At 61.9% G+C, this 22155-nt stretch carries 16 protein-coding genes and 1 tRNA gene; 9 read left to right on the plus strand and 8 right to left on the minus strand.

What is annotated here, in order from left to right:
* Positions 1-181 precede the first annotated feature (181 nt).
* Positions 182-1108, minus strand: coding sequence for an alpha/beta hydrolase (locus tag ACMDCR_RS21545; protein ID WP_413988583.1), 927 nt, complete (start codon positions 1106-1108; stop codon positions 182-184).
* Between the two features lie 243 nt (positions 1109-1351).
* Here ACMDCR_RS21545 and dnaG point away from each other — a divergent pair, with 243 nt between their 5' ends.
* Both dnaG and rpoD read left to right on the plus strand, forming a co-directional pair.
* Positions 1352-3262, plus strand: coding sequence for a DNA primase (gene dnaG / locus ACMDCR_RS21550; RefSeq protein WP_413988584.1), 1911 nt, complete (start codon positions 1352-1354; stop codon positions 3260-3262).
* A 457-nt stretch (positions 3263-3719) separates the two neighbouring features.
* A complete protein-coding gene (rpoD, locus tag ACMDCR_RS21555) occupies positions 3720-5723 on the plus strand; it encodes an RNA polymerase sigma factor RpoD (RefSeq protein WP_413988585.1) in 2004 nt (667 codons plus the stop codon).
* A gap of 88 nt (positions 5724-5811) precedes the next feature.
* Here rpoD and ACMDCR_RS21560 read toward each other — a convergent pair whose 3' ends face one another.
* The 3 genes from ACMDCR_RS21560 to ACMDCR_RS21570 form a co-directional block, all read right to left on the minus strand.
* Positions 5812-8988: an efflux RND transporter permease subunit gene (locus ACMDCR_RS21560; RefSeq protein WP_413988586.1), complete on the minus strand. Its 3177-nt coding sequence runs from the start codon at positions 8986-8988 to the stop codon at positions 5812-5814.
* Between the two features lie 12 nt (positions 8989-9000).
* Positions 9001-10161 (minus strand): efflux RND transporter periplasmic adaptor subunit, encoded by a 1161-nt coding sequence (locus ACMDCR_RS21565; protein ID WP_413988587.1) that lies wholly within the window; start codon positions 10159-10161, stop codon positions 9001-9003.
* A gap of 184 nt (positions 10162-10345) precedes the next feature.
* A complete protein-coding gene (locus ACMDCR_RS21570) occupies positions 10346-10582 on the minus strand; it encodes a hypothetical protein (RefSeq protein ID WP_413988588.1) in 237 nt (78 codons plus the stop codon).
* A 243-nt stretch (positions 10583-10825) separates the two neighbouring features.
* Here ACMDCR_RS21570 and ACMDCR_RS21575 point away from each other — a divergent pair, with 243 nt between their 5' ends.
* Positions 10826-11131 carry an HlyU family transcriptional regulator gene (locus ACMDCR_RS21575; RefSeq protein WP_413988589.1) on the plus strand — a complete coding sequence of 102 codons (306 nt, stop codon included), beginning with the start codon at positions 10826-10828 and terminating at the stop codon, positions 11129-11131.
* An 86-nt stretch (positions 11132-11217) separates the two neighbouring features.
* Positions 11218-11294 (plus strand) — tRNA-Arg (locus tag ACMDCR_RS21580).
* A gap of 771 nt (positions 11295-12065) precedes the next feature.
* On the opposite strand, the gene ACMDCR_RS21585 is transcribed toward ACMDCR_RS21580, so the two are convergent.
* Complete coding sequence (locus tag ACMDCR_RS21585; protein WP_413988590.1) at positions 12066-12389, minus strand: hypothetical protein; 324 nt, start codon at positions 12387-12389, stop codon at positions 12066-12068.
* A 484-nt stretch (positions 12390-12873) separates the two neighbouring features.
* Positions 12874-13953 (minus strand): hypothetical protein, encoded by a 1080-nt coding sequence (locus ACMDCR_RS21590; protein ID WP_413988591.1) that lies wholly within the window; start codon positions 13951-13953, stop codon positions 12874-12876.
* Between the two features lie 579 nt (positions 13954-14532).
* Here ACMDCR_RS21590 and ACMDCR_RS21595 point away from each other — a divergent pair.
* The gene (locus ACMDCR_RS21595) at positions 14533-15228 is read left to right on the plus strand and encodes an alpha/beta fold hydrolase (RefSeq protein ID WP_413988592.1); all 696 of its coding nucleotides are present in this window, start codon (positions 14533-14535) and stop codon (positions 15226-15228) included.
* 322 nt (positions 15229-15550) lie between these two features.
* Positions 15551-17110, plus strand: a complete 1560-nt coding sequence (locus ACMDCR_RS21600) for an FAD-dependent monooxygenase (protein WP_413988593.1) — start codon at positions 15551-15553, stop codon at positions 17108-17110.
* Positions 17111-17173: 63 nt separating this feature from the next.
* On the opposite strand, the gene ACMDCR_RS21605 is transcribed toward ACMDCR_RS21600, so the two are convergent.
* Entirely contained in the window at positions 17174-17665 is a 492-nt protein-coding gene (locus ACMDCR_RS21605; RefSeq protein ID WP_413988594.1) for a hypothetical protein, read from the minus strand.
* Between the two features lie 605 nt (positions 17666-18270).
* Here ACMDCR_RS21605 and wrbA point away from each other — a divergent pair.
* Positions 18271-18870 carry an NAD(P)H:quinone oxidoreductase gene (gene wrbA / locus ACMDCR_RS21610; protein WP_413988595.1) on the plus strand — a complete coding sequence of 200 codons (600 nt, stop codon included), beginning with the start codon at positions 18271-18273 and terminating at the stop codon, positions 18868-18870.
* Positions 18871-19126: 256 nt separating this feature from the next.
* Here the strand turns inward: wrbA and ACMDCR_RS21615 are convergent, their stop codons facing one another.
* Complete coding sequence (locus ACMDCR_RS21615) at positions 19127-20071, minus strand: cupin domain-containing protein (protein WP_413988596.1); 945 nt, start codon at positions 20069-20071, stop codon at positions 19127-19129.
* A 115-nt stretch (positions 20072-20186) separates the two neighbouring features.
* On the opposite strand from ACMDCR_RS21615, the gene ACMDCR_RS21620 reads away from it, so the two are divergent.
* Both ACMDCR_RS21620 and ACMDCR_RS21625 read left to right on the plus strand, forming a co-directional pair.
* On the plus strand, positions 20187-21581 hold the full coding sequence (locus ACMDCR_RS21620) for an FAD-dependent oxidoreductase (protein WP_413988597.1): 1395 nt from the start codon (positions 20187-20189) through the stop codon (positions 21579-21581).
* Positions 21582-21707: 126 nt separating this feature from the next.
* Complete coding sequence (locus ACMDCR_RS21625; protein WP_413988598.1) at positions 21708-21902, plus strand: hypothetical protein; 195 nt, start codon at positions 21708-21710, stop codon at positions 21900-21902.
* Positions 21903-22155 lie beyond the last annotated feature (253 nt).

The following is a 22155-nucleotide window of genomic DNA, read 5'->3' on the forward strand; positions in this document are numbered from 1 at the left end:
CGAGACTTTATGCCTGTCAGCATAGAGGCAAGGGAGGGGTCCCGGTGTTTCGGCCGGAACGCTTTTCGGCTTGCTGTGATTTGGGATTTTCCGAGGGCATCCGCCTGCGCAGTGGTCGGACCTGGAGATGGTTGGCGCCGGCGAGGGAGGCGGCGACATCGGGCTCGCATCGCTCGCCTCCTCACGCGAGCATGCCTCGCTGGCGAAGCCACGCCTCATAGTGATCCGGCCATGCCGCAGTTGGCGTGCCCGGCCGCCCCATGCCGAAACCGTGGCCGCCGCTGGCAAGGCGCATCAGTTCGACGGGTACGCCCGCGGCCTGGCAAGCCTGCGCCATGATCACGGTGTTGGCCGGGTTGGAGACTGGATCGTCCTGCGCCTGTGCCAGGAACATCGGCGGGCAGTCCTTCCGGACATGAGTCTGCACGGACCATTCCGCGCTCTCTTCGGCCGAAGGATGCCGACCGATCAACACCCGGCGCGTCGAGCTGCCATCATAAGGCGGCTCCAACGTGATGATGGGGTAGATCAGCGCCGCATTGTCGGGCCGAGCCGATTGGGCATCGGCTTCGTCGACGCCGGGATAGGCCTTGAAGGCTGAGCGGGCGGAGGCCAGACCGAGCAGGTGGCCGCCGGCGGAAAAACCGAGCACCCCCAGGCGGCCGGGATCGATGCCGTAGCCTGTGGCGCCGGCCCGGATCAGCCTCATTGCGCGTTGGGCATCCTGCAGCGGCGCGAGCGGCCCTGCCTTCCAGCCCTCCTCCGGCAGCCGGTAGGCGAGCACGAAAGCGGTGATACCCCTTGCCGCCAGCCAGGCAGCGGCGGGATGCGCCTCGCCGTCCATCTCGATCCGCTTGTAGCCACCGCCCGCCGCCACCAGCATGGCCGCTCCATTGGGCTTATCCGGCCGGTAGAGCTGCAGCGAGGGTTGCGCGATGTTCGACCATGCGCCCCGCGAACTGATACGGACCGGACCGCTCGGGCCTCCGCCGCCGGGCGGCATTCCCGGCCAGAGCGGAATCGCCGGAGAATCGGAGGCGCCAACACGGGAGGGCAGGCCCAGCATTGCTGCGGACAGGAAAAGCAGGGATCGGCGATCGAGAAGCATGGCGGCGCCTCGCATGATTACACAAGCTATCCCCCGGCCTGTCCCTTTCCAAGGCTTCGAAACGGAAGGCGGTCATTCTTCCCCGGCTTCATGCAGGCTGAGCGGCGTGTCGTTAGCGCAGACCCTACCCACCTTCCCGCCTCTTGTCTTCCGCAGTAGAATAACGGGGATGAGTCGGCGGGGCTAAGGGCCGGTGGCCCGAGCACCCTTGCCATATCGCTCGCCGCTCTCACATGTGAACACATGGAATACCCACGCAACCTGCTCGACGAAATCCGCGCCCGCCTGCCCGTCACGGCGGTGGTGGGCAAGCGCGTCAAGCTGAAGAAACAGGGGCGGGAATGGCGCGGGCTCTCCCCCTTCAATGCCGAGAAGACGCCCTCCTTCTATGTCAACGACCAGAAGGGCTTCTATCATTGCTTCTCCTCCGGCCGGCATGGCGACATCTTCCGCTTCCTGATGGAGACGGAGGGCGTGTCCTTCCCCGAGGCGGTGGAGCGCTGTGCGGGCGAGGCCGGCGTCACCCTGCCCAAGCTCACGGCCGAAGACATCAAGCGCGAGGAAGAGCGCGCCTCCCTGCATGAGGTGATGGAGATGGCGGCGGCCTACTTCCAGTCTCGCCTGCAGGCGCGCGAGGGGGCGGCAGCGCGCGGCTACCTCGCCGATCGCGGCCTGACGCCGGCGATCCAGTCCGAGTTCGGCATCGGCTATTCGCCCAACGAGAGATTTGCCCTGCGCGACCACCTCGCGGGCAAGGGCGTCGATCGCGACGCCATGATCGAGGCTGGCCTGCTCATCCATGGCGAGGACATCCAGGTCCCCTATGACCGCTTCCGCGACCGCATCATGTTTCCGATCCATGACGCACGCGGCAAGGTCATCGCCTTCGGCGGCCGCGCCATGGACAAGGATGCCCAGGCCAAATATCTCAACTCGCCCGAGACCTCGCTCTTCCACAAGGGTTCCTGCCTCTACAACCACCACCGCGCTCGCAAGGCCGCCCACGACAAAGGCAGCGTCATCGCTGTGGAGGGTTATGTCGACGTCATCATGATGAGCGTCGCCGGCTTCGGCCACACCGTCGCCCCCCTCGGCACCGCCTTGACGGAAGACCAGCTCACGCTGCTCTGGCGCATGAGCGAGGAGCCGGTCCTATGCTTCGATGGCGACAAGGCCGGGCGCAAGGCTGCCTACCGCGCCGTCGATGTCGCCCTGCCCCAGATCGGGCCGGGCAAGACGCTGAAATTCGCCCTGCTGCCGGGCGGACAGGATCCGGACGAGTTGGTGCGCTCCTCCGGCGCCAGCGCGGTCAGCGAAGTGCTGCAGAGCGCCCTGCCACTGGCCGATATCCTTTGGCAGCGTGAGACTGAGAGCGGCGATTTCAAGACGCCGGAGCGCCGTGCCGCCCTGGAGCGCAAAGTCATGGACGTGCTCACGCCCATCCGCGACGAGACGCTGCGTAAGCATTACCGCGCTGAAATGCAAAGGCGCCTGAACAACTTCTTCGCACCCGCCCACGCCGCCGAAGGCCGCTTTGACGGTGGCCGACCTTCCTGGCGCCGAGGGCCGGGCGGCGGCCGGCAGGAAACACGGTCGGGCCCTCCTTCCGTCACCGCCGGCGTGCGGGAAAGCGCGCGCGTGCGCGGTGGCCACGGTGCGGTGCCCGCGCGCGAAGCGCTGATCCTGGCTGCCGTAGTCGCCCATCCCGTCCTGCTCGACGATCATTGCGAATTGCTGGCGGGGCTCGAATTCGACAATGCCGAAACCAATCGGCTGAGGCAGGCCTTGATCGACTGCGTGGCGCATGGTCTGCGCGAATCACCTGAGATCGAGACCGAGCTTCTCGGTCTCGGATTCGAGCGCTTGCTCCATCAGATTACCTCCGCAAGCGCGCTGGGACACTTCTGGGTGCGGCGCGACGCCGCTTTTCCCGACGTTCGGGACGGATTCGTGCATGCTGTGGCCTTGCATCACAAGAACCGTACGTTACATAAGGAACTCAGGCTCGCAGCGGCTGCGCTGGAGCAGGACCTCACCGACGAGAACTTTGCCAGGCTCCAGGACATCAAGGCGCAAATCGCCACGATGGAAGGGACGGAGGCAATGATCGAAGGGTTCGGGGCCTCTTCCGGGCGCCTGTCTCGAGATATGTGACGGAGCTACGAGTGGATATTCAGGGTTAACGGCGGATTAGCCATTGCCCGGTTAGTGATAGCGTCAGTCCTTTGGGGATCGGCGGGTTCGTTGTCATCGCCTTGCAGCGAAGATGTGGGACCCGGCACCTCCTGGGATGTGGGGCAAGGCGGCGACCAGTCGGGTGGCTCCGGGTACCGGATGCTGCCCTTTTTGGTGTTGTCGCTCCGACCCTCTCTCTACGGGAGGGAATCGTGCCTTAACCCGCTAGGGTGTGGCACAGGGTGGTTGTATTCGCCAGTGCTTTCGAGCGGGAATTTCCGCCCGGCAGGCTGGCAGCGGAGAGCGGGTTTTCCCGGATTGGAGCAGGATTCCAACCCGGTGAAATTTGCTGGGAACTTGGAAGGACGCAGCAATTTGTGAGGCCGCCTGACGGATGGCCTTATAAGTTCTACTTTGGCGATCGAGGGAAAGCGAAATGGCGAAAAAAGAAGCTGACAAGGAAGAGACGCCGGAGACCGAGGCGCCGAGCCAGGACAGCCCCTTGCTCGACCTGTCGGATGCCGCCGTCCGCGCCTTGATCAAGCGCGCCAAAAAGCGTGGCTATGTCACGCATGAAGAGATCAACAATGTGCTCCCCTCCGATCAGGTCGATGGCGACCAGATCGAGGACGTGCTCGCCATGTTCTCCGAGATGGGCATCAATGTCGTCGAGAACGAGGAGAACGAGGAGACGGAGGAGGCAGCCCCGGCCGAGGAAGAGGAAGCCGAGGGCGGCGACCTCGTCGAGGCCACCTCCACGCGCGCCATCGCTTCCACCACCACGGCCAAGGAGCCCACCGATCGCACCGACGATCCCGTGCGCATGTATCTGCGCGAGATGGGGACCGTCGAGCTGCTGTCGCGCGAGGGCGAAATCGCCATCGCCAAGCGTATCGAGGCTGGCCGCGAGGCGATGATCGCCGGGTTGTGCGAAAGCCCCCTCACCTTCCAGGCCATCATCATCTGGCGTGACGAGCTCAACGACGGCAAGATTCTGCTGCGCGACATCATCGATCTCGAAGCGACCTATGCCGGTCCGGATGGCAAGAACGTGCCAACGGCCGTGATGGGCGAAGTCGCGGCCGAGGGCGAAGGCGAGGCCGCGCCCGCCATGGACGACGACGCGCTGCCGCCGATGGACAGCGAGATGGACGAAGACGACATGGAGAACAACGTGTCGCTTTCGGCCATGGAAGCCGAGCTGAAGCCGAAGGTTCTCGAGACCTTCGACCTGATCGCCGACGACTACAAGAAGCTGCGCCGCCTGCAAGACGTGAATGTCGAGAGCCGGCTGCAGAACCGTTCGCTCTCGCCTTCGCAGGACCGCAAATACAAGAAGCTGAAGGAAGAGATCGTCACCAATGTGAAGAGCCTCTCGCTCAACCAGGCGCGTATCGACGCCCTGGTCGAGCAGCTCTACGATATCAACAAGCGTCTGATCGGCTATGAAGGCCGCCTCATGCGCCTGGCCGAGAGCTATCGCGTCGACCGTTCCGACTTCCTCAAGACCTATCAGGGGTCGGAGCTCGATCCGAAGTGGATCCTGCGCGTCTCCAAGCTGGGCTCCAAGGGCTGGAAGGAGTTCGTGGCGCACGAGCTCGAGACCATCAAGACCATGCGCGAGGACATCCATAACCTCGCGACCGAGACGGGCCTCGAGATCACCGAGTTCCGCAAGATCGTGCATATGGTGCAGAAGGGCGAGCGCGAAGCTCGCCAGGCGAAGAAGGAAATGGTGGAGGCCAATCTGCGCCTCGTCATCTCCATCGCCAAGAAATACACCAATCGCGGCCTGCAGTTCCTCGACCTGATCCAGGAAGGCAATATCGGCCTGATGAAGGCGGTCGATAAGTTCGAATACCGCCGTGGCTACAAGTTCTCGACCTATGCCACCTGGTGGATCCGGCAGGCCATCACCCGCTCGATCGCCGACCAGGCCCGCACCATCCGCATCCCCGTGCACATGATCGAGACGATCAACAAGATCGTGCGCACGAGCCGCCAGATGCTGCACGAGATCGGTCGCGAGCCGACGCCGGAGGAATTGGCCGAAAAGCTCGCCATGCCTCTCGAGAAGGTGCGCAAGGTCCTCAAGATCGCCAAGGAGCCGATCTCCCTGGAGACGCCGATCGGTGACGAGGAGGACTCGCATCTCGGCGACTTCATCGAGGACAAGAACGCCATCCTGCCGATCGACGCGGCGATCCAGTCCAACCTGCGCGAGACCACCACGCGCGTGCTGGCCTCCCTCACCGCCCGCGAGGAGCGCGTGCTGCGCATGCGTTTCGGCATCGGCATGAACACCGACCATACGCTGGAGGAAGTCGGCCAGCAGTTCTCGGTCACGCGCGAACGTATCCGCCAGATCGAGGCGAAAGCGCTGCGCAAGCTCAAGCATCCGAGCCGGTCGAGGAAGCTTCGGAGCTTCCTGGATAACTGACCGGGAGATTCGAATAGCCAAAAAAGCCCTCTGTGCCAACGCGCAGAGGGCTTTTTGTCAGGCGCGGTGGCTCGGACCGCGGGCGTCCCTACGCCTTCCCTGTAACCGGTTCAGCCTTCACCACTGCCTCCTTCTTCCTTCCCGTGCCGGTGAGCCAGCGTAGCGTCACATAGAACACCGGCGTCAGGAACAGGCCGAAGAAGGTCACGCCGAGCATGCCGAAGAACACCGCCGTTCCGAGCGCCTGGCGCATCTCGGCGCCGGGGCCGGTGGCGATCAGCAGCGGCACCACGCCGAGGATGAAGGCGAAGGCCGTCATCAGGATCGGCCGCAGGCGCAGGCGGCAGGCCTCGACCACCGCCTCGATCGGCGCTTTGCCGTCGTTCGCCTCCGCCTCGCGAGCAAACTCGACGATCAGAATGGCGTTCTTTGCAGCCAGGCCCACCAGCACGATCAAGCCGATCTGCGTGAGGATGTTGTTGTCCATGCCGCGCAGCATCACACCCAGAAGTGCCGACAGCACGGCCATCGGCACGATCAGGATGATGGCGAGCGGCAGCGACCAGCTCTCATATTGCGCCGCCAGCACCAGGAAGACGAAGAGCACCGAGAGGGCGAAAATGAAGATTGCCGTATTGCCGGTGGCGCGCTCCTGGAAGGAGAGATCCGTCCACTGGAAGCTGGTGCCTTGTGGCAAGGTGGCGCGCGCGAGCTTCTCCATCTCGTCGAGCGCCTGCGAGGTCGAGATGCCGGGCCCCGCATTGCCCTGAAGCGGCACGGAGGGATACATGTTGTAACGCTGGATGAGCTGAGGGCCGGAGACCTCCTTGATCTCGACAAGCGTGCCCAGCGGCACGAGCGCGCCACTCGAAGAGCGTACCCTTAGCCCGGCGATCTGGTCGGTATCGTTGCGGAAGCGCTGATCGGCCTGCGCCTGGACCTGATAGACTCGCCCGAACGCGTTGAAGTCATTGACATAGGCGGTGCCGAGATTCTGCTGCAGCGTGTCGAAGATATTGGAGATGGGAACGTTGAGGATCTCCGCCTTCTGCCTATCGATGTTGAGGAAGATCTGGGGCGAATTGGCGGAAAACGTCGTGAAGACCCCGGCCAGCCTCGGGTCGGACCGCGCCTTGCCCATCACCTCATAAGCCGAAGCCAGCACGCGCTGGATGTCGGGACCGAGCCTCTCCTGAAGCTGCAGCTTGAAGCCGCCGGCATTGCCGATGCCGCGCACCGGCGGTGGTGGAATGGCGATGATGAAGGCTTCCTGGATCACCTGCATGCGGATGTAGAGATCCTTGATGATCTTGTCCGCACTCAGTCCTTCCCTGATGCGTTCGTCAAACGGCTTGAATGGCACGAAGACAGCTGCGGAATTGGTGGCGTTGGTGAAGGTCGCTGCCGAAAAACCGGCAAAGGCCACCGCATCCTGGGCACCAGGCGTCGCCTGAGCGATTTCGGAAACACGCTTGGTGACGGCATCGGTGCGCGAGAGCGAGGCACCATCCGGCAACTGCACGACGACGATGGCATAGCCCTGGTCGAGCGTCGGGATGAAGCCTTGCGGCACTTTCTGCACCGCCCAGACGGTGGCGGCGAGGAGGCCGGCATAGATAGGCAGCATGATGATCTTGCGACGCACCACCCGGTTGACGCCGCGGGCGTAACCATTGGCCAGCCCGTCGAAGCCACGATTGAAACCGCCGGCCAGGTTGTTGCCGAGGCGGGTGAGAGGATTGCGTGGCGGCTCATGGCTGTGCGACTTGAGCAGGATCGCCGCCAGCGCGGGTGACAATGTCAGCGAGATGAACGCCGAGATGAAGGTCGAGACCGCGATCGTCAGCGCGAACTGCCGATAGAACTGGCCGGAAATGCCCGGAATGAAGGCGGTGGGAATGAAGACCGCCCCCAGCACCAGGGCGATGGCGATCACGGCCGTGCCGACCTGGTCCATGGTCTCATGCGCCGCATCCCTGGGCGACATGCCCAGGGAGATGTTTCGCTCGACATTCTCGACGACCACGATGGCGTCGTCGACCACGATGCCGATAGCCAGCACCATGCCGAACAGTGTCAGCGTGTTCAGCGAAAAGCCGAAAGCCGCCATCACGGCGCACGTACCGATCAGCGAGACCGGGATGGCGATGACGGGGATGAGCGCCGTGCGCCAGCTCTGCAGGAAGACGATGATCACCAGCACGACGAGGAGTACGGCCTCGCCGAGCGTATGATAGACGGCGTTGACGGACTCGGCGATGAAGGTCGTGGGATTATAGACGATCTTGTAGGCAACGCCCGGCGGGAAGGATTGCCTCAGCTCCTCCATCTTCTTGATGATCTCGTCGGCCGCCTGAAGCGCATTGGTTCCGGGCCGCTGGAAGATCGCCAGCGCCACTGCCGGCTTGCCATCGAGATAGGAGTTGGTGACATAGTCCTGTGCGCCGAGTTCGACCCGCGCCACATCCTGCACGCGCACGAGCTGACCGTTCGGAGTCGAGCGCACGATCACCCGCCTGAACTGGGCGACATCCTGGAAGCGGCCCTGGGTGTTGACCGTGATCTGGAAGGCAGCGCCCGATGTCGTCGGCTCCTGGCCGATGGCGCCACTGGAGACCTGCACGTTCTGGGCCTGGATGGCCTGCACCACGTCCGAAGAGGTCAGGCCATAGCTTGCCAGCTTGTCCGGGTCGAGCCAGACACGAAGGCTGTACTGACGCTCGCCGAAGATCGTGAGGTCGCCCACGCCATCGAGACGCAGCAGGTCGTCGCGCACATTGTTGCGAGCGTAGTTGGAGATGTAGAGCTGGTCGTAGCGGTCATCCGGCGAGAGCATGTGGATGACCATCATCAAATCGGGCGAGGATTTCAGCGTCGTGACGCCGAGGCGCCTGACATCATCGGGCAGACGGGGCGTTGCGATGGCGACGCGGTTCTGCACCAGCACCTGTGCGGTATCGAGATCAGTGCCAAGCTTGAAGGTGATGGTCAGCGACATCGCGCCGTCATTGGAGGCGTAGGAGGACATGTAAAGCATGTTCTCGACGCCGTTGATCTGCTGTTCCAGCGGCGTCGCCACGGTGGCAGCGACCGTTTCGGCATTGGCGCCCGGATAGTTTGCCCGCACCACGATGGTGGGTGGCGCTATTTCCGGATATTGCGCCACGGGCAGGCCGAGATAGGCAATGCCGCCGACGAGCACGATGACGATGGCTAGGACCGCCGCAAAGATGGGGCGATCAACGAAGAAATGAGAAAATTTCATGGACCCGATCCCTCAATTGGCCGCCGCCATCGCCACGGGCGGCAGCGTCGTCAGCTTGGGATCGACCTTGATGCCTGGCCGCACGCGCATCAGGCCGTTGACGACGATGGTCTCGTCGCCCTTCAGGCCCACGCGAATGACGCGGTAGCCGTCGACGCGCGAACCGACTCGAACGGGCTGCAGTGAGATGGTGTTGTCGGCGCCCACGACATAGACGACGCGGCGGTCCTGGTCGGAGCCGATCGCGTCCTCGGGCACCAACACACCCTTGTATTTGTCCGAGCCAAGGATGCGGATGCGGCCGAAGAGGCCCGGCACCAGCGTGAGATCCTTGTTGTCGAGTATGGCGCGCGCCCGGATGGTGCCGCTGGAATTGTCGAGACGGTTATCGGTGAAGTCGAGACGGCCTTTGTGGGTGGGCTCGTTCTCATCCGAGGTCGCCACCAGCACTTCGTTGAGAGCACCATCGTTCGAGGTGCGCAGCGAGCCGGTCGAGAGCTTCTGGTAAGCGAGGAAGGAACGCTCGTCGACGTCGAAATAGAAATCAATCGGATCCATCGACACGATGTTGGACAACACGGTGTCGTTGGCGCTGACGAGATTGCCAAGAGAGACCAGGTGGCGCGACATGCGGCCGGCGATAGGCGCGCGGATCTCCGTGAACTGCAGGTCGAGCTTGGCGCGGTTCAGCGTGGCCTCCGCCCGGTTTACATCGGCCTGCGCGGTGGCAAGCGTCTGCGTGCGCTCATCATAGATCTGGCCGGTGATGTTGCCCGATTTGCGCAGGTTCTCTGCACGAACGACATCGCCCTGCGCAAAATCCACCCGCGCCTTGGCGGATTCCAGGCTGGCCTGCGCCTCGTCGAGCGCCGCCTGGTAAGGGCGCTGGTCGATGGTGAACAGCAGGTCGCCGGTCTTGACGACACTTCCGTCGGTGAAATGGATCTTGTCGACATAACCGGAGACACGGGCACGGATATCGACCTGGTCCACCGGCTCGAAGCGGCCGATGAAGTCGTCATATTCCACGACGTCCTTCACCACCGGCTTGGCGACGGTGACGGGTGGCGGCGGGGCGTCCTGTGCCCTGCCCGACTGGGATGCGCCCAGAAAAGTCAACACAACCAGGGCGCTCCAGGCGATCCGCCGCCCGGTACCGATAACCTGCCTCATGATATCCCCCGTACGATGCCGGCTCCCGCCGACTGGCCAAGTACCCTTTTCGCGACAATCCTTGTTCAGAACCACGGCGGCCCCCGGGGCCTGCCATGGAACAAGGGGGATCCGCCCTGCGGCCTTGCCCCCGTCAGTGGCGCTTCGGGCACCGGCGGTACACCGCTCCCTTACCCATCACCCCCTAGAAGTGGTGACGGCCATGATGGCGGTCGTTCCAGTCATGCCAAGTCCTGCCGTCCGGCGGGTCCTGGATGGCTTCATCGCAGGCGCCGACGAAACGATACCAGGGCAGGATGCACTCCACCCTGGCGTTCTCGGCATAGTCCTGGCTCCGATAGCGCGGCGCAGCCTGGGATTGTCCCGCCAGGCCATACAGCCCGCCGATGACAATCGTGCTGGCTACAATCAGCTTATTCATATCGGCACCCTGAAAATTGCTACAACTTCAAACGTTCTATCCGAACATTAGAGTAGCAAGATGGCAGGGGCAATCTTGTCTGCAGTCGCGGCGGGAAACGAATATTGGACGCAACCATGGCCGCGGCTTCTTGCCCATGGCCCCATGACCGCCCTATTGGACCGCCCTATTGGACCTCCCCATTGGCGAGAAGCGCCGATAAGGCTATCTTCGCGGCAATATCAACAAGACCGGGACACGCTCGTGGCTTCCTTCCTCAAATCCCTCTCTTCCCTGTTCGGCGGCCGCGATTCGGGCGCCGGCGCCCCGGCGGCTGCGCCCAAAGGCGATGGCGAGGAATATAACGGCTTCATCGTGCGCCCTGCCCCCTACAAGGAAGGCGGCCAGTACCAGACCTGCGGTTTTGTGGAAAAGGAGATCGGCGGCGAATTGAAGAGCCACAAATTCATCCGCGCCGACCGTTTCGCCAGCCTCGATGACGCCGTGCAATTCTCGCTGACCAAGGGCAAGCAGCTGATCGACGAGCAGGGCGAAGGCCTGTTTCGATAAAGAGTGAAAAAAAGCGCATAAAGCGCTTGCATCCCCGGACGCCCTTGGCTATCAGGGCGCCTCGGAAGCGTTCGCCGCTTCCCCGCGCGCCCGTAGCTCAGCTGGATAGAGCATCAGACTACGAATCTGAGGGTCAGAGGTTCGAATCCTTTCGGGCGCGCCATTTTCCTCTTAAGAAACAAGCACTTACGAGACGCCTCAAAACGGGCGCCCCGCCGTTTCCCCAAAAAGGTTACAAAAAGGTGACAAGCCGGCCGGGGCGATGTCGCCTATTCCTCCCCTTGCCGGGTGGCTCTCTGGATCAGTAAGGGCTTATGGGGCGTGCGGTATTCAAGCTCGCACTGATCGCGTGGCGTCCACCGGGAATTCTGTGTGCTATGTGGCTGCGCTAGGCATCTGGCTAGGAATAGAGCGTGCACGCTCTTCTCTGCCCGCTCGGCCTTCTCCATTGCGGCACGCCTAGCCTTCTGTTGGGCGTCGAGCGTCGGCGGTTGCGCAATCGTGTCCGCGCGCGCTGCCCCGCCGGCCAGGGCTATTACAATCGCCAATGCTTGCGAGGTCCGCATGCTTCCTCCAGATCTCAACGCCTGGAGCAGGCTAGGGTAGATCGCTCCGCCCCTCAATAGGATCGGCCACGTGCGGCCGTTCATGTGCCAGGGCGTTCACTGCCGACGTTATCGCCGTAGCCGCGGAATTACGGCGACAGTGCACTTAATTCTTTCCCTCTCACCGTTTATCCAAGCCACCCGTTTCTGGAAGTTATGTAGCACAAACAATGACATACGAGTGCCCAGTTTCATCCTCCCGGGCGCGCCATTTATCTCTTTGAAATCACTTAGATTTTAAGCCTCTGAATTTACGAGGGGCTTCTGCTTGTATTCGAAAAGGTTACGAAAAGGTGACACCGCTGGGTCGCCTCCACATTTTGACCGGCCTAATAGCGATAATACAGGCGAGGACGATAGCCATAGCCGTAGTCATTGCGATAGCCATAGCTATTGCGATAGCCATAGCCATATCCGCGATAGCCATAGCCATAACCGCGATAGCCATAGCCATAATACTGATCTCTGATGCAGCCATAGGGGGAGCGGTGCATCCCATAGGGACATAAACGACGAGCTTGCTGGACAAGCCCGTTGTCAGCCTGAGATTGCGCAGATGGTGCTATCGGCATTGCCGAGGCAATCTGCGGAGCAATCGTCATGCTTCCGGCCGCCAGGCAAGCTGCGATAAGCAGATTTTGGGTGAGTTTCATAGCTACCTCCCTCAGTTCCCATGCCTCAATGTCTAGCAGGTTGATCTGAGTGCAAGATGAACTCAGCACATTAAGATTAGTTCCTTTGGCCCTCGGGCTGGAGAGGCGTTTTTTACACTTCACATATCTAAGCCGGACGGAGTAATAACGCTCTTGGCCTAGGCGGGATGCATATTGCGCCCGCCTAGCGCTGCTTGTCGTCTCTAGATCGGATCGGCCACATCCGGCTCGTTATAGGCCGGGCTGTTGACCTTGCTCGATATCGGCCACATGGCCATGAGTTCTGCGGGATAGGGCACCATCAAGTCGGCCGGGTCCGGTTCGATGTTGTCGAGCCACTGAGGGTCAGAGGTTCGAATCCTCTCCGACGCGCCATACTTATTTCCATCATGAGACACCGATCTTGGTCACGGAATCGCCATTCCGTCGCACGTTATCCATCGGGCAATAGCTTTCAAATTGTATGGGCCTGGCTTCAATTTGTTCATTCCCGGACGAGCACCAACGCAGCGAGCGGAATCATCATCTTCTCTGGCGATAAAGCCAGCCTCTGCGCCATGCCCGTCACCATCCGAGCTTCAAACGCTGCCGCGCGTGGATCGGACGCCCCTCCTGACAAACTCGCTGCCAGAGTGGGGAGCACGGATGCGGAGGAAAATGCCGCCCATTTGGCTCCGAAAGCACGGGCGTTGCCGTCGGCGGCGAATGTTTCCCAGATTCTATCCTCGCCCTCGAAAATCTCGATGTGATCAAGCGACAGCTCGGGAATACGGCCGCCAGCGAAAGGCTCGCAGAATTCCATCCTAGTCCTGCCCACCGTGGGAATAGCCATTCGAGCCTTCTCCTCCGGCAGGATCAGCCCCTCATCTGCCAAGGCGCAGAGCGTCCCGTACATCGCGGCGAGGAGAGGCCCGTAGCCGAAATTGCCGTCGTCGGTGCGGGCCATCGTCAAGATGACGAGACGGCCGCCAGGCAGCAATTCCTTACTTCGCTGGTGTAGGAACGTTGCCCAGTCCTCGGCGGCTTGTCTGGCGTAGGCAGCACGCGCGTCCTCGTCTCGGCTGCATGCGATCTGCACGTGATCCGGGATCATCGCCGGCGTCCGGCTGAGCCACTGCACGGCCCACCCACTCCAACCGAGCGAAACGCTAGCCGGCGGCAACACCTGTTCGTAAAACGAGCGGCCGACAGCACTTGCGAAAACCGCGCGATCGCCGCGAAGGTAGCTCGCGGGATCGCCGTCGAGCAGTTGGAACAGAGCCGAAAAATCGTTGCCCGGAAGATCCGTGTGTACCACCGACAACGGACGGGAACCGCCCACGCGCGACCGCAAGACCTCGATGGCCGCCGACATGGGAACGAGCGAATTGCGACCTTGAGACGAGCCATAGTCAGCAACGATGACAGGCGCTCCGTCATACGTCGGCAGCGAGGCGCCGTAAGCAGCCTTTTTCAACAGAGCCAGAGCAGGCACCGCTCCTGTGGCCTGAACCGACGATTTCCGGTTGTACTCTCCGTGTCCCTCCATCGGGGCCGGACCTGCGAGATTTGCATCCTCGTTCATGACGATTTTCTCAACGAATTCAGTTCTGTCGATACGATTTTATCCTGTCATACATGTAATTCTGGAGAAAGAAGGTGCGTCGGGCCAGAGGCTTGTCCTTCAAGCCTCGACAAATACTATATTGTCTTTGATCGGTTCACGGCCGACATGGACTTTGTTCATCGGATAGTCCGGGTCCGCGTAACCAGTCGCCAGTCCACACAGTATCGTCAGTTCCGCCGGGATAGCCAGTTGGCTTCGCTGGACATTCCGGTGTCCTGCGACGGAAACTTGGACGCAAGAGCCCATGCCTCGCTCCGAGAACGCCAGGAGCAAGGTCTGCGGGAGCATTCCCACACTCTGTCGTCGTCATAGCGAAAGCCAATCACGCGGTGATTGTTGTCGCGCCGTCCGCAAGCACGTCGACCACACGCCGAGCCAATACCGCGCGTACCTGTATCCCGCGCTGCGACCCGGCGGCGGCAATTGGATTGGAGACCTGCGCCAGCAGGACATCGCGCGATTTTCGGCGAGATTTGGGAAGACTTTTAGCAGCCACAATCCTAAGGTGTTGTCCAGAGGGCTCATCAGGAGGCGCTGATGTCCGACAAGCCGAGCATTGTATTCGCACACGGACTATGGGCCGATGGCTCCTGCTTCAGCAAGGTCATCGAAATGCTGATCGCAGACGGCTATCAAGTGATCGCGACGCAGAACCATCTCAACACCGTCGCGGATGATGCCGCTGCCGTGCGAACATCGTTTGGCCGTGCCGGGGGAAGGGTCGTGTTGGTCGGCCATTCCTATGGCGGCACTGTCATCACCGCCGCCGGAATCGACGATCGCGTCGCGGCGCTCGTCTATATCTGCGCGCTGGCGCCGGAAGACGGCGACACGACCCAGGAAGACCAGACGAAGTTTCCCCAGACCCCGGTCTTCCAGCATATCGAGGTTGTGGACGGCCGGATATACCTGCGTCCCTCAGGGATCCCGGAATTTGCCGGCGATCTGCCCGAGGCGGAGCAGAAGCTTGTATGGGCCACGCAAATGGGTCCTATGGCGGATCTGTTCGGCCAGCCGGTTCCGGGCGCGGCTTGGAAAAAGAAGCCGACCTATTACATCGTCGGGACGGAAGATCGGACAGTCCAGCCCGACCTTCAGCGTTTCCTCGCCCGGCGCATGAACGCCAAGGTCACGGAACTAGCGTCAAGCCACGTCCCAATGCTGTCCCGGCCCCGGCAGGTCTATGCGGTCATTCGCGAGGCCGCTGACTTCGTGCAGCATTCGGCCCAATAATATTGCCGTTCCCCGAACTTGACCGGGTGCGCTAGCCAAAAGCATCGGTCTTGGCTGCGATTTTGGCTGTGGACGGCATGATCCGTGTCGCCGAGAAAACAGCGCTGGTTGCACGCAGTCCGCCGCAATGCTACCGCTGCAGCGTCGGAAAAGGCAGACTTGGTGTGGTCCAGCCCAAGTCCTTCCGGAAACGGAAGCTCTGTCCATGCCTCGTGCATGAGTCCCACGACGAATGTCGGGCGCTGCTCAAGCGCCCTTGTTCGTCCGTGTGGTTCTCGAAACGACGAACTGCTCCGGTCGAACGACCACAAAGGAGTAGTTCATGCCTGTCGGCCATCCAATTTCTTCCCTGCCCGCATACTATGATGTCGTGATTGCCGGTGGCGGTCCGGTCGGTTTATTCCTCGCCTGCGAGTTGCGTCTCGCGAAGCTGTCCGTTCTGGTGCTGGAGCAAGCCGACGATCCCCGCTCACCATTGAAGCGGCTTCCGTTCGGCATGCGCGGCCTTTCCGCGCCTACCATCGAAGCCTTTTATCGGCGCGGATTGCTGGACGAGATGGCGACACCACAACGCGCGGTGGGTGTTCCGGGCAGCCGTGGCGCTTCAGATGCCGCGCATTGGATGCATCAGACGCGCCGCCCGGGCGGCCATTTCGCCGGCATCCAATTCTTTCACGACACGATCGATACCTCGAAGTGGCAGTATCGTCTGCCAGGTCCTGCCGGCACCAACATGGCGACCGATATGAAGCACATCGAAACGGTGTTGGCCGCTCGTGCGGACGCCATGGGAGTTGAGATCAAACGCGGCTTCGGCGTAGAGGCCATCGATTCGTCAGAGGAAGCTGTGACCGTTCATGCGGGAGGCCAGACATTTCGTGGACGCTGGCTCGTTGGATGTGACGGTGGCCGCAGCACCGTTCGTAAGATCGGCGGCTTTCAGTTCGTTGGCACCGATCCTGAATTCACCGGCTATTCCGTAGAAGTGGAGATGAGCGATCCGGATAGCCTGCCCTTGGGCCGCCACTACACGCCGACCGGGATGTTCACCTATGCGCGCCCTGGCACGATCGCCATGGTCGATTTCGACGGAGGCGCTTTCCACCGGACCAAGCCGATCACGCGGGAGCATGTTCAAGCAGTCTTGCGCCGTATCTCCGGTGTCAACGTCACATTGACAGCCCTTCAGCTCGCCACGACCTGGACGGATCGCGCCCAGCAGGCGACGGCCTATCGCAAAGGGCGGGTACTGCTCGCAGGTGACGCTGCCCACATCCACTCGCCCCTGGGAGGCCAGGGGCTCAACCTCGGTCTCGGTGACGCCATGAACCTTGGATGGAAGCTCGCGGCGACCATTCGCGGTGACGCCCCCGACGATCTGCTCGACAGCTATTTCAGTGAGCGGCATCCCGTGGGCATGCAGGTTCTCGACTGGTCGCGCGCCCAGGTCGCCCTCATGCGGCCGAACCGGAGTACGCGAGCGCTGGGGGCCATCATCCGCGACCTCATCGACACACGCGATGGCGCGACATACTTTGCAGAGCGTGTGTGGGGTGTTTCCCAGCGCTACGATCTTGGCGGGAGTCATCCGCTGATCGGCCTTAGCGCTCCCGACTTCGAACTGACGGATGGCACGAGACTCGGCCATCTCCTGAGCGAGGGGAAAGGCATGATCCTGGACTTTCACGCTCACGCGCCGCTCGCGGAGCTCGCGATGCGCTGGCGTGAGCGCATCACCTATGTCGCAAGCGAGGCTGTGGATCGACTAGGCCTAGGTGCGGTGCTCGTGCGACCGGATGGCTTCGTCGCCTGGGCCACAAATACCGCTCCTGACCTAGAGGAAGCCTGTCAGGCTATGTCACGCTGGTTCGGCGAGGCTTGAAATGTCCGTCGTTTATCCACGCTCCCTGAAAAGCTCGGACACGAAAAATCCGTGGCCAACCATTTAAGTTGGGTCTTCGTAGATGCCGATAATAAGCAGCCATGCACCCGAAATGAGGAAGGCGAACAAAATAATGGTTGCTATAGCTGCGATTTGAAATCCTGCGCTATACCCAAAAATAAGGAAAATTGCGCCAACAACTTCAGCAAGGTAGCACATTGTGCCGCCTGCAAGACGGGGCACATTCAACCCAATAGAACTCATCCCCGCTCTGATAGCTACCATATAACCTCTGATAAATATAATCGTCGCAACAAGCCAAAGAAAGAGCCATTCCAAGCCAAGTGCTATAAGATATTGATTTCCAAAAAGCGCAAAGCCACAGGCCATGAAAATAGCGCTGAAGCCCGAAAGCATATTAATTGCCCGGTTCTTATGTGTAGAGTTTCGGACAATACTTTCTGGATTGATCGAAATCGCGACAAAGATCAAGCCTGCCAGCGCCGCCGCACCGCTGCCCACCATGACAAAGAAGTTACTCCATTGATCCAACATAAGATATTCCTCATTTCTCATTCAATTTGGAGCGGGCTTTTCGATCGGATGATTGCCGAGGACTTCGACACGCTTTGGTGCTGCTTCCTCGGGTGGCGTCACCCAATAGACAGCGACCCAGGGAACAGAGCAATCAGGCAGTAACCCGGCCGAGCCGTGCGGGCCCGATCGCCTCGCGCGAGAAGAATTCCGGTCGGATACCGAGGCCGGCACCCACAATCAGGGCCGGCATCGTCGCACTGCCATTGTTCGCGCGAAGCGGACCAGAGGGCCGCACACCGGCGGACCTGTTTCCTCTCGTAAAGCGCCAGATCTCGAGGGTCATCGCTGTCCATAGAGTCACTTCAAGCGGAATCTGCTCCATCCCCCGATAGCTGCGGGACTGTGGGCACGGATAGAAAAATGGCCCGCGGGAATGGTCCAGGGCGTTACAAATGCGCGGAGCGGGAAAGTATCGCATTTTTGCAATGTTGGAATTGTCTGCCGCGCAGCAATTAAAGAAGCCGGCATTCTTGCTATCATGGCAATCGCAGATGCAGATTACGTCATGGTCAACATCCTCTGGCACGAGATGTCGACCGCATTATTTGTGAGAGGAGGAAGCCATGTCCAAGGTCCTGGTTCTATATTACTCGGCATACGGCCATATCGAGACAATGGCGCAGGCCGTTGCCGAGGGAGCCCGGGAAACCGGTGCACAGGTCGATATCAAGCGCGTCCCTGAACTCGTACCCGACGCAGTTGCACGCGCCTCCCACTACAAGGTCGATCAGGCCGCGCCGATCGCAACGGTCAATGAGCTTGCCGAGTACGATGCGATCATCGTCGGCACGGGGACCAGGTTCGGGCGTTTGTCGTCGCAAATGGCCAATTTCCTTGACCAGGCAGGTGGCCTTTGGGCGCGCGGGGCGCTGCATGGAAAGGTCGGCGGCGCCTTCTCCTCAACCGCCACGCAACATGGCGGACAGGAGACGACCCTATTCTCCATCATCACCAATCTCCTGCATTTCGGCATGGTGGTCGTCGGCCTCGATTATGGCCACGCCGGGCAGATGACGCTGGACGAGATCACAGGCGGGTCGCCCTACGGCGCTACGACGATCGCCGGCGGCGATGGCTCGCGCATGCCGACCGCGAACGAACTGACCGGAGCCCGGTACCAGGGCCGAAAGATCGCCGAGGTCGCTAACAAGCTGCACGGCTAATATCGTCAGCGCCTGACCACAGCGTAGTCAAAACAATCGCACGTGGGGGACGCATGCGCCGCCACGTGCCTACTTCACGGTATTCTTGCAAAGGGTGAAGTTTCGCCAGGAACGATTTGTTCCTTAAGATTCATGGAGATAGACATGAATGGAGGCGAATTGGCGGATCGCCGCGCACGTGGGTCCAAGAAACGCGAGGCCAATCCCGGCCCCGGCGCGATCCGCAAGGCGAAAACAAGGTAAGGTCCCCTCTCCTTCAATCGGCCGCACGCGCGGTCTGGCGCCATCGCGCCGGGGTCATGCCCATCTGCTGCTTGAACACCCGCTGGAAGGCAGCCTCCGATTGATAGCCGACGAGTTCGGCGACGGCCGCGGTGGATTGCATCGGCTTCTTCAGTTCGTTGGCCGCGAGCGTCATGCGGATGTCGAGCAGGAGATCGGCGGCTGAGCAGCCGAGGCTTTCCTGGAAATGGCGGGCAAGCGTGGCCCGGGACATATGGCAGAGACGCGCCAAGTCGGGCAGCGTCCAGGGGCGGGCCGGTTCCTGGAACATCGCGGAGAGAGCGGGTGCCAGGCGGGGATGGCCGGCGAGAGCGAGCAGGCCGGCCGGCGGCTCCTCGGCCTCACTGGCGAGCCGCAGGGCCAGTGTGAAAAGGGCGGCCGAAAAGGCGTTCAGCATGGCCCGCCCGCCGAGAGTCTCGCCATCCGTCTCGGCCCGCATCAGCGTGACCAGGCCGCCGACCTGGACACCGGCTGTGCTTCCGCCGGTCGCGGTCCGATCTCCTGCACCGCGCACCACCAGGAGTGGCGGCAGATAGTGCCGCAGCATGCGATTGTGCTGGGGCGAGGTGACGAAGTGGCCGCACAGCATATCCAGCTTCTCGCCAGGGCCGGCATTCTCGCTGAAGACGAGATTAAGAGCCGGCCGGCTATTGGCCGGCACGGGCGCCGCGCCTCCCCCATCATGCAGCGTGTGGGCACGGCCTGACGGCAGCAGCAGAATGTCGCCGGCAAACAAGCGATGTGATCGGCCTCCCTCCGGATCCTCAATGATCGCCGACCCAGCCAGCACCGCGTGATAGGCGATCGCCCCCGGCTCGGCTGCCGCCTGGTCGATGCGCCAGGGCGCACCATAGAGACAGCGCAGATCGAGGCGTCCGCTTACCAGCACCATGGCCAGGAGGTGACTCAGCCAATCCATGAGGCTATACTCTGATTGAGACGAATGAGCATATTAGTGAGCAATATCGGCATTAACAAGCTCGATTTCTTCTCATAGTCTTTCTCCCATCGGCGTTGCAGCACAGGAGAGCCCGATGTCACAGCCTGAACATTTCGATACCTTGATCCTCGGCAGCGGCCAGGGCGGCAAATTGCTGGCCTGGCATCTTGCCCGCTCCGGCCAGAAGGTTGCCGTGGTCGAACGCCGCTGGGTCGGCGGTTCCTGCCCCGCCGTAGCCTGCCTGCCGAGCAAGAACGAAGTGTGGAGCGCTCACGTCGCCCACACCGTGCGGCATGCCGGCGACTACGGCACCAATACTGGCCCCGTCTCCACCGACATGGCCAAGGTGCGCCAGCGCAAACAGGCGATGGTCGAAGCCGAGATCGCTTTCCATCTCAACGCCTACAAGGAGAGCGGCGCCGAGCTGATCATGGGCAGCGGCCGCTTCGTTGCACCCCGTACCATCGAGGTGCAGCTCAACGAAGGCGGCACGCGCCTCCTCGAAGGCAGCCAGGTCGTGGTCAATATCGGCACCCATGCCGCCATCCCGGCCATACCAGGCCTGGAGGCCGCACGCGCCCTCACCCATATTGAAGCGCTTGAACTGGATTACCTCCCTTCTCACCTCATCGTATTGGGCGGAGGCTATGTCGGCATCGAGATGGCGCAGGCCTATCGCCGCTTCGGCAGCCGCGTCACGGTGATCGAGCCTGGCGCCCAGCTGATGGGCCGGGAGGACGGCGACGTTGCCAAGGAGATGCAGGCCATCCTGGTCCGCGAGGGCATCGAGGTCCTGCTGGGCGGCAAGCCGGTCGAGGTTCGCGGCCTGTCGGGCGATGAGGTGACGGTTGTCGTGCGGACGCCGGCCGGCGAACGGCGCATCGAAGGCAGCGACCTTCTGGTGGCTGTCGGGCGGGTGCCGAACACCGCCGATATCGGCCTCGATCTTGCCGGCATCGAGCTCGACGCCCACGGCTTCATCCGCGTGACGGAGCGCCTGGAGACGAGCGCTGCCGGCGTGTGGGCCATCGGCGAAGGCGCCGGCAGCCCGCAATTCACGCAGGTCTCGGTCGACGATTTCCGCATCGTGCGCGACAATATGGCCGGCGGCAACCGCCGTACCGATGATCGGCTGGTCCCCTATGTCATGTTCACCGATCCACCGCTCGCCCGCGTTGGCCTCAGCGAGGGGGAGGCACAAAGGCGCAATATCCCCGTGCGCGTGGCGCGCCTTCCGATGCACAACGTGCTGCGAACGGCGGCGACGGGCGAGAAGGAGGGCTTCATGAAAGTGCTGGTGAGCAGCGAGGACGACAGCATTCTCGGCTTCACCATGATCGGTTCGGAAGCCGGCGAGATCGCAGCCGTCATACAGACTGCCATGCTGGGCGGCTTGCCCTATACCAGGCTGCGCGATGCCGTTATCGTCCACCTCACCATTGCCGAGGGGCTTGGCCCTCTCTTCGCCAATGTCCCGCCCCGCGCCTGACCCCTAAGCAAATTCCGGAAAACTATTCTACGGTTTTCCGATGAAGATCTGCAATAAGACAAAGAACAAAGCGGACCAAAGGTTGGCCTGCCAACGAAGGTCTGTTTAGGCTGCCAGGAGAGTGACATGTCCGACCTCGACGAACTCGATATCCGCATCGCCGCGCTCCGGGAGAATCTTCGCGAACTGGTCGAACAAGCCGCCGCCTATTCGGGCGCGGGAGATGACGACCTCGGCGCCGAGCGCATCGCAGAGCAGGAGGCGGAACTCGAGCGCCTGCTCGCCCAGCGCGAGACGCTTGCCAAGGCCAAATCCCGATAGGGATATTCCCTCCCCGCCCGGAGCCGATGGGATGACCATCGGTATCCACGGCGCACGAGGCATTCAATCGGCGCTCGACAGCGTGGATTGCGCGTGACTCGGATACCGCCAGCGAACCGCAGCGCCGGCGCGTGCCGCGGGCTGACTTCGCGGTGGTGGATTGCCAAGCAACCTGCGCTGGCTCGGCGTGTGATGACCAGGCCGGCGACATCGGCCCGTCATGCCCTCGGGCGATATCGGGAACGGGCCAATC

Origin of the sequence: Labrys okinawensis, assembly GCF_047345005.1 — a bacterium.
Lineage (GTDB): Bacteria > Pseudomonadota > Alphaproteobacteria > Rhizobiales > Labraceae > Labrys > Labrys okinawensis.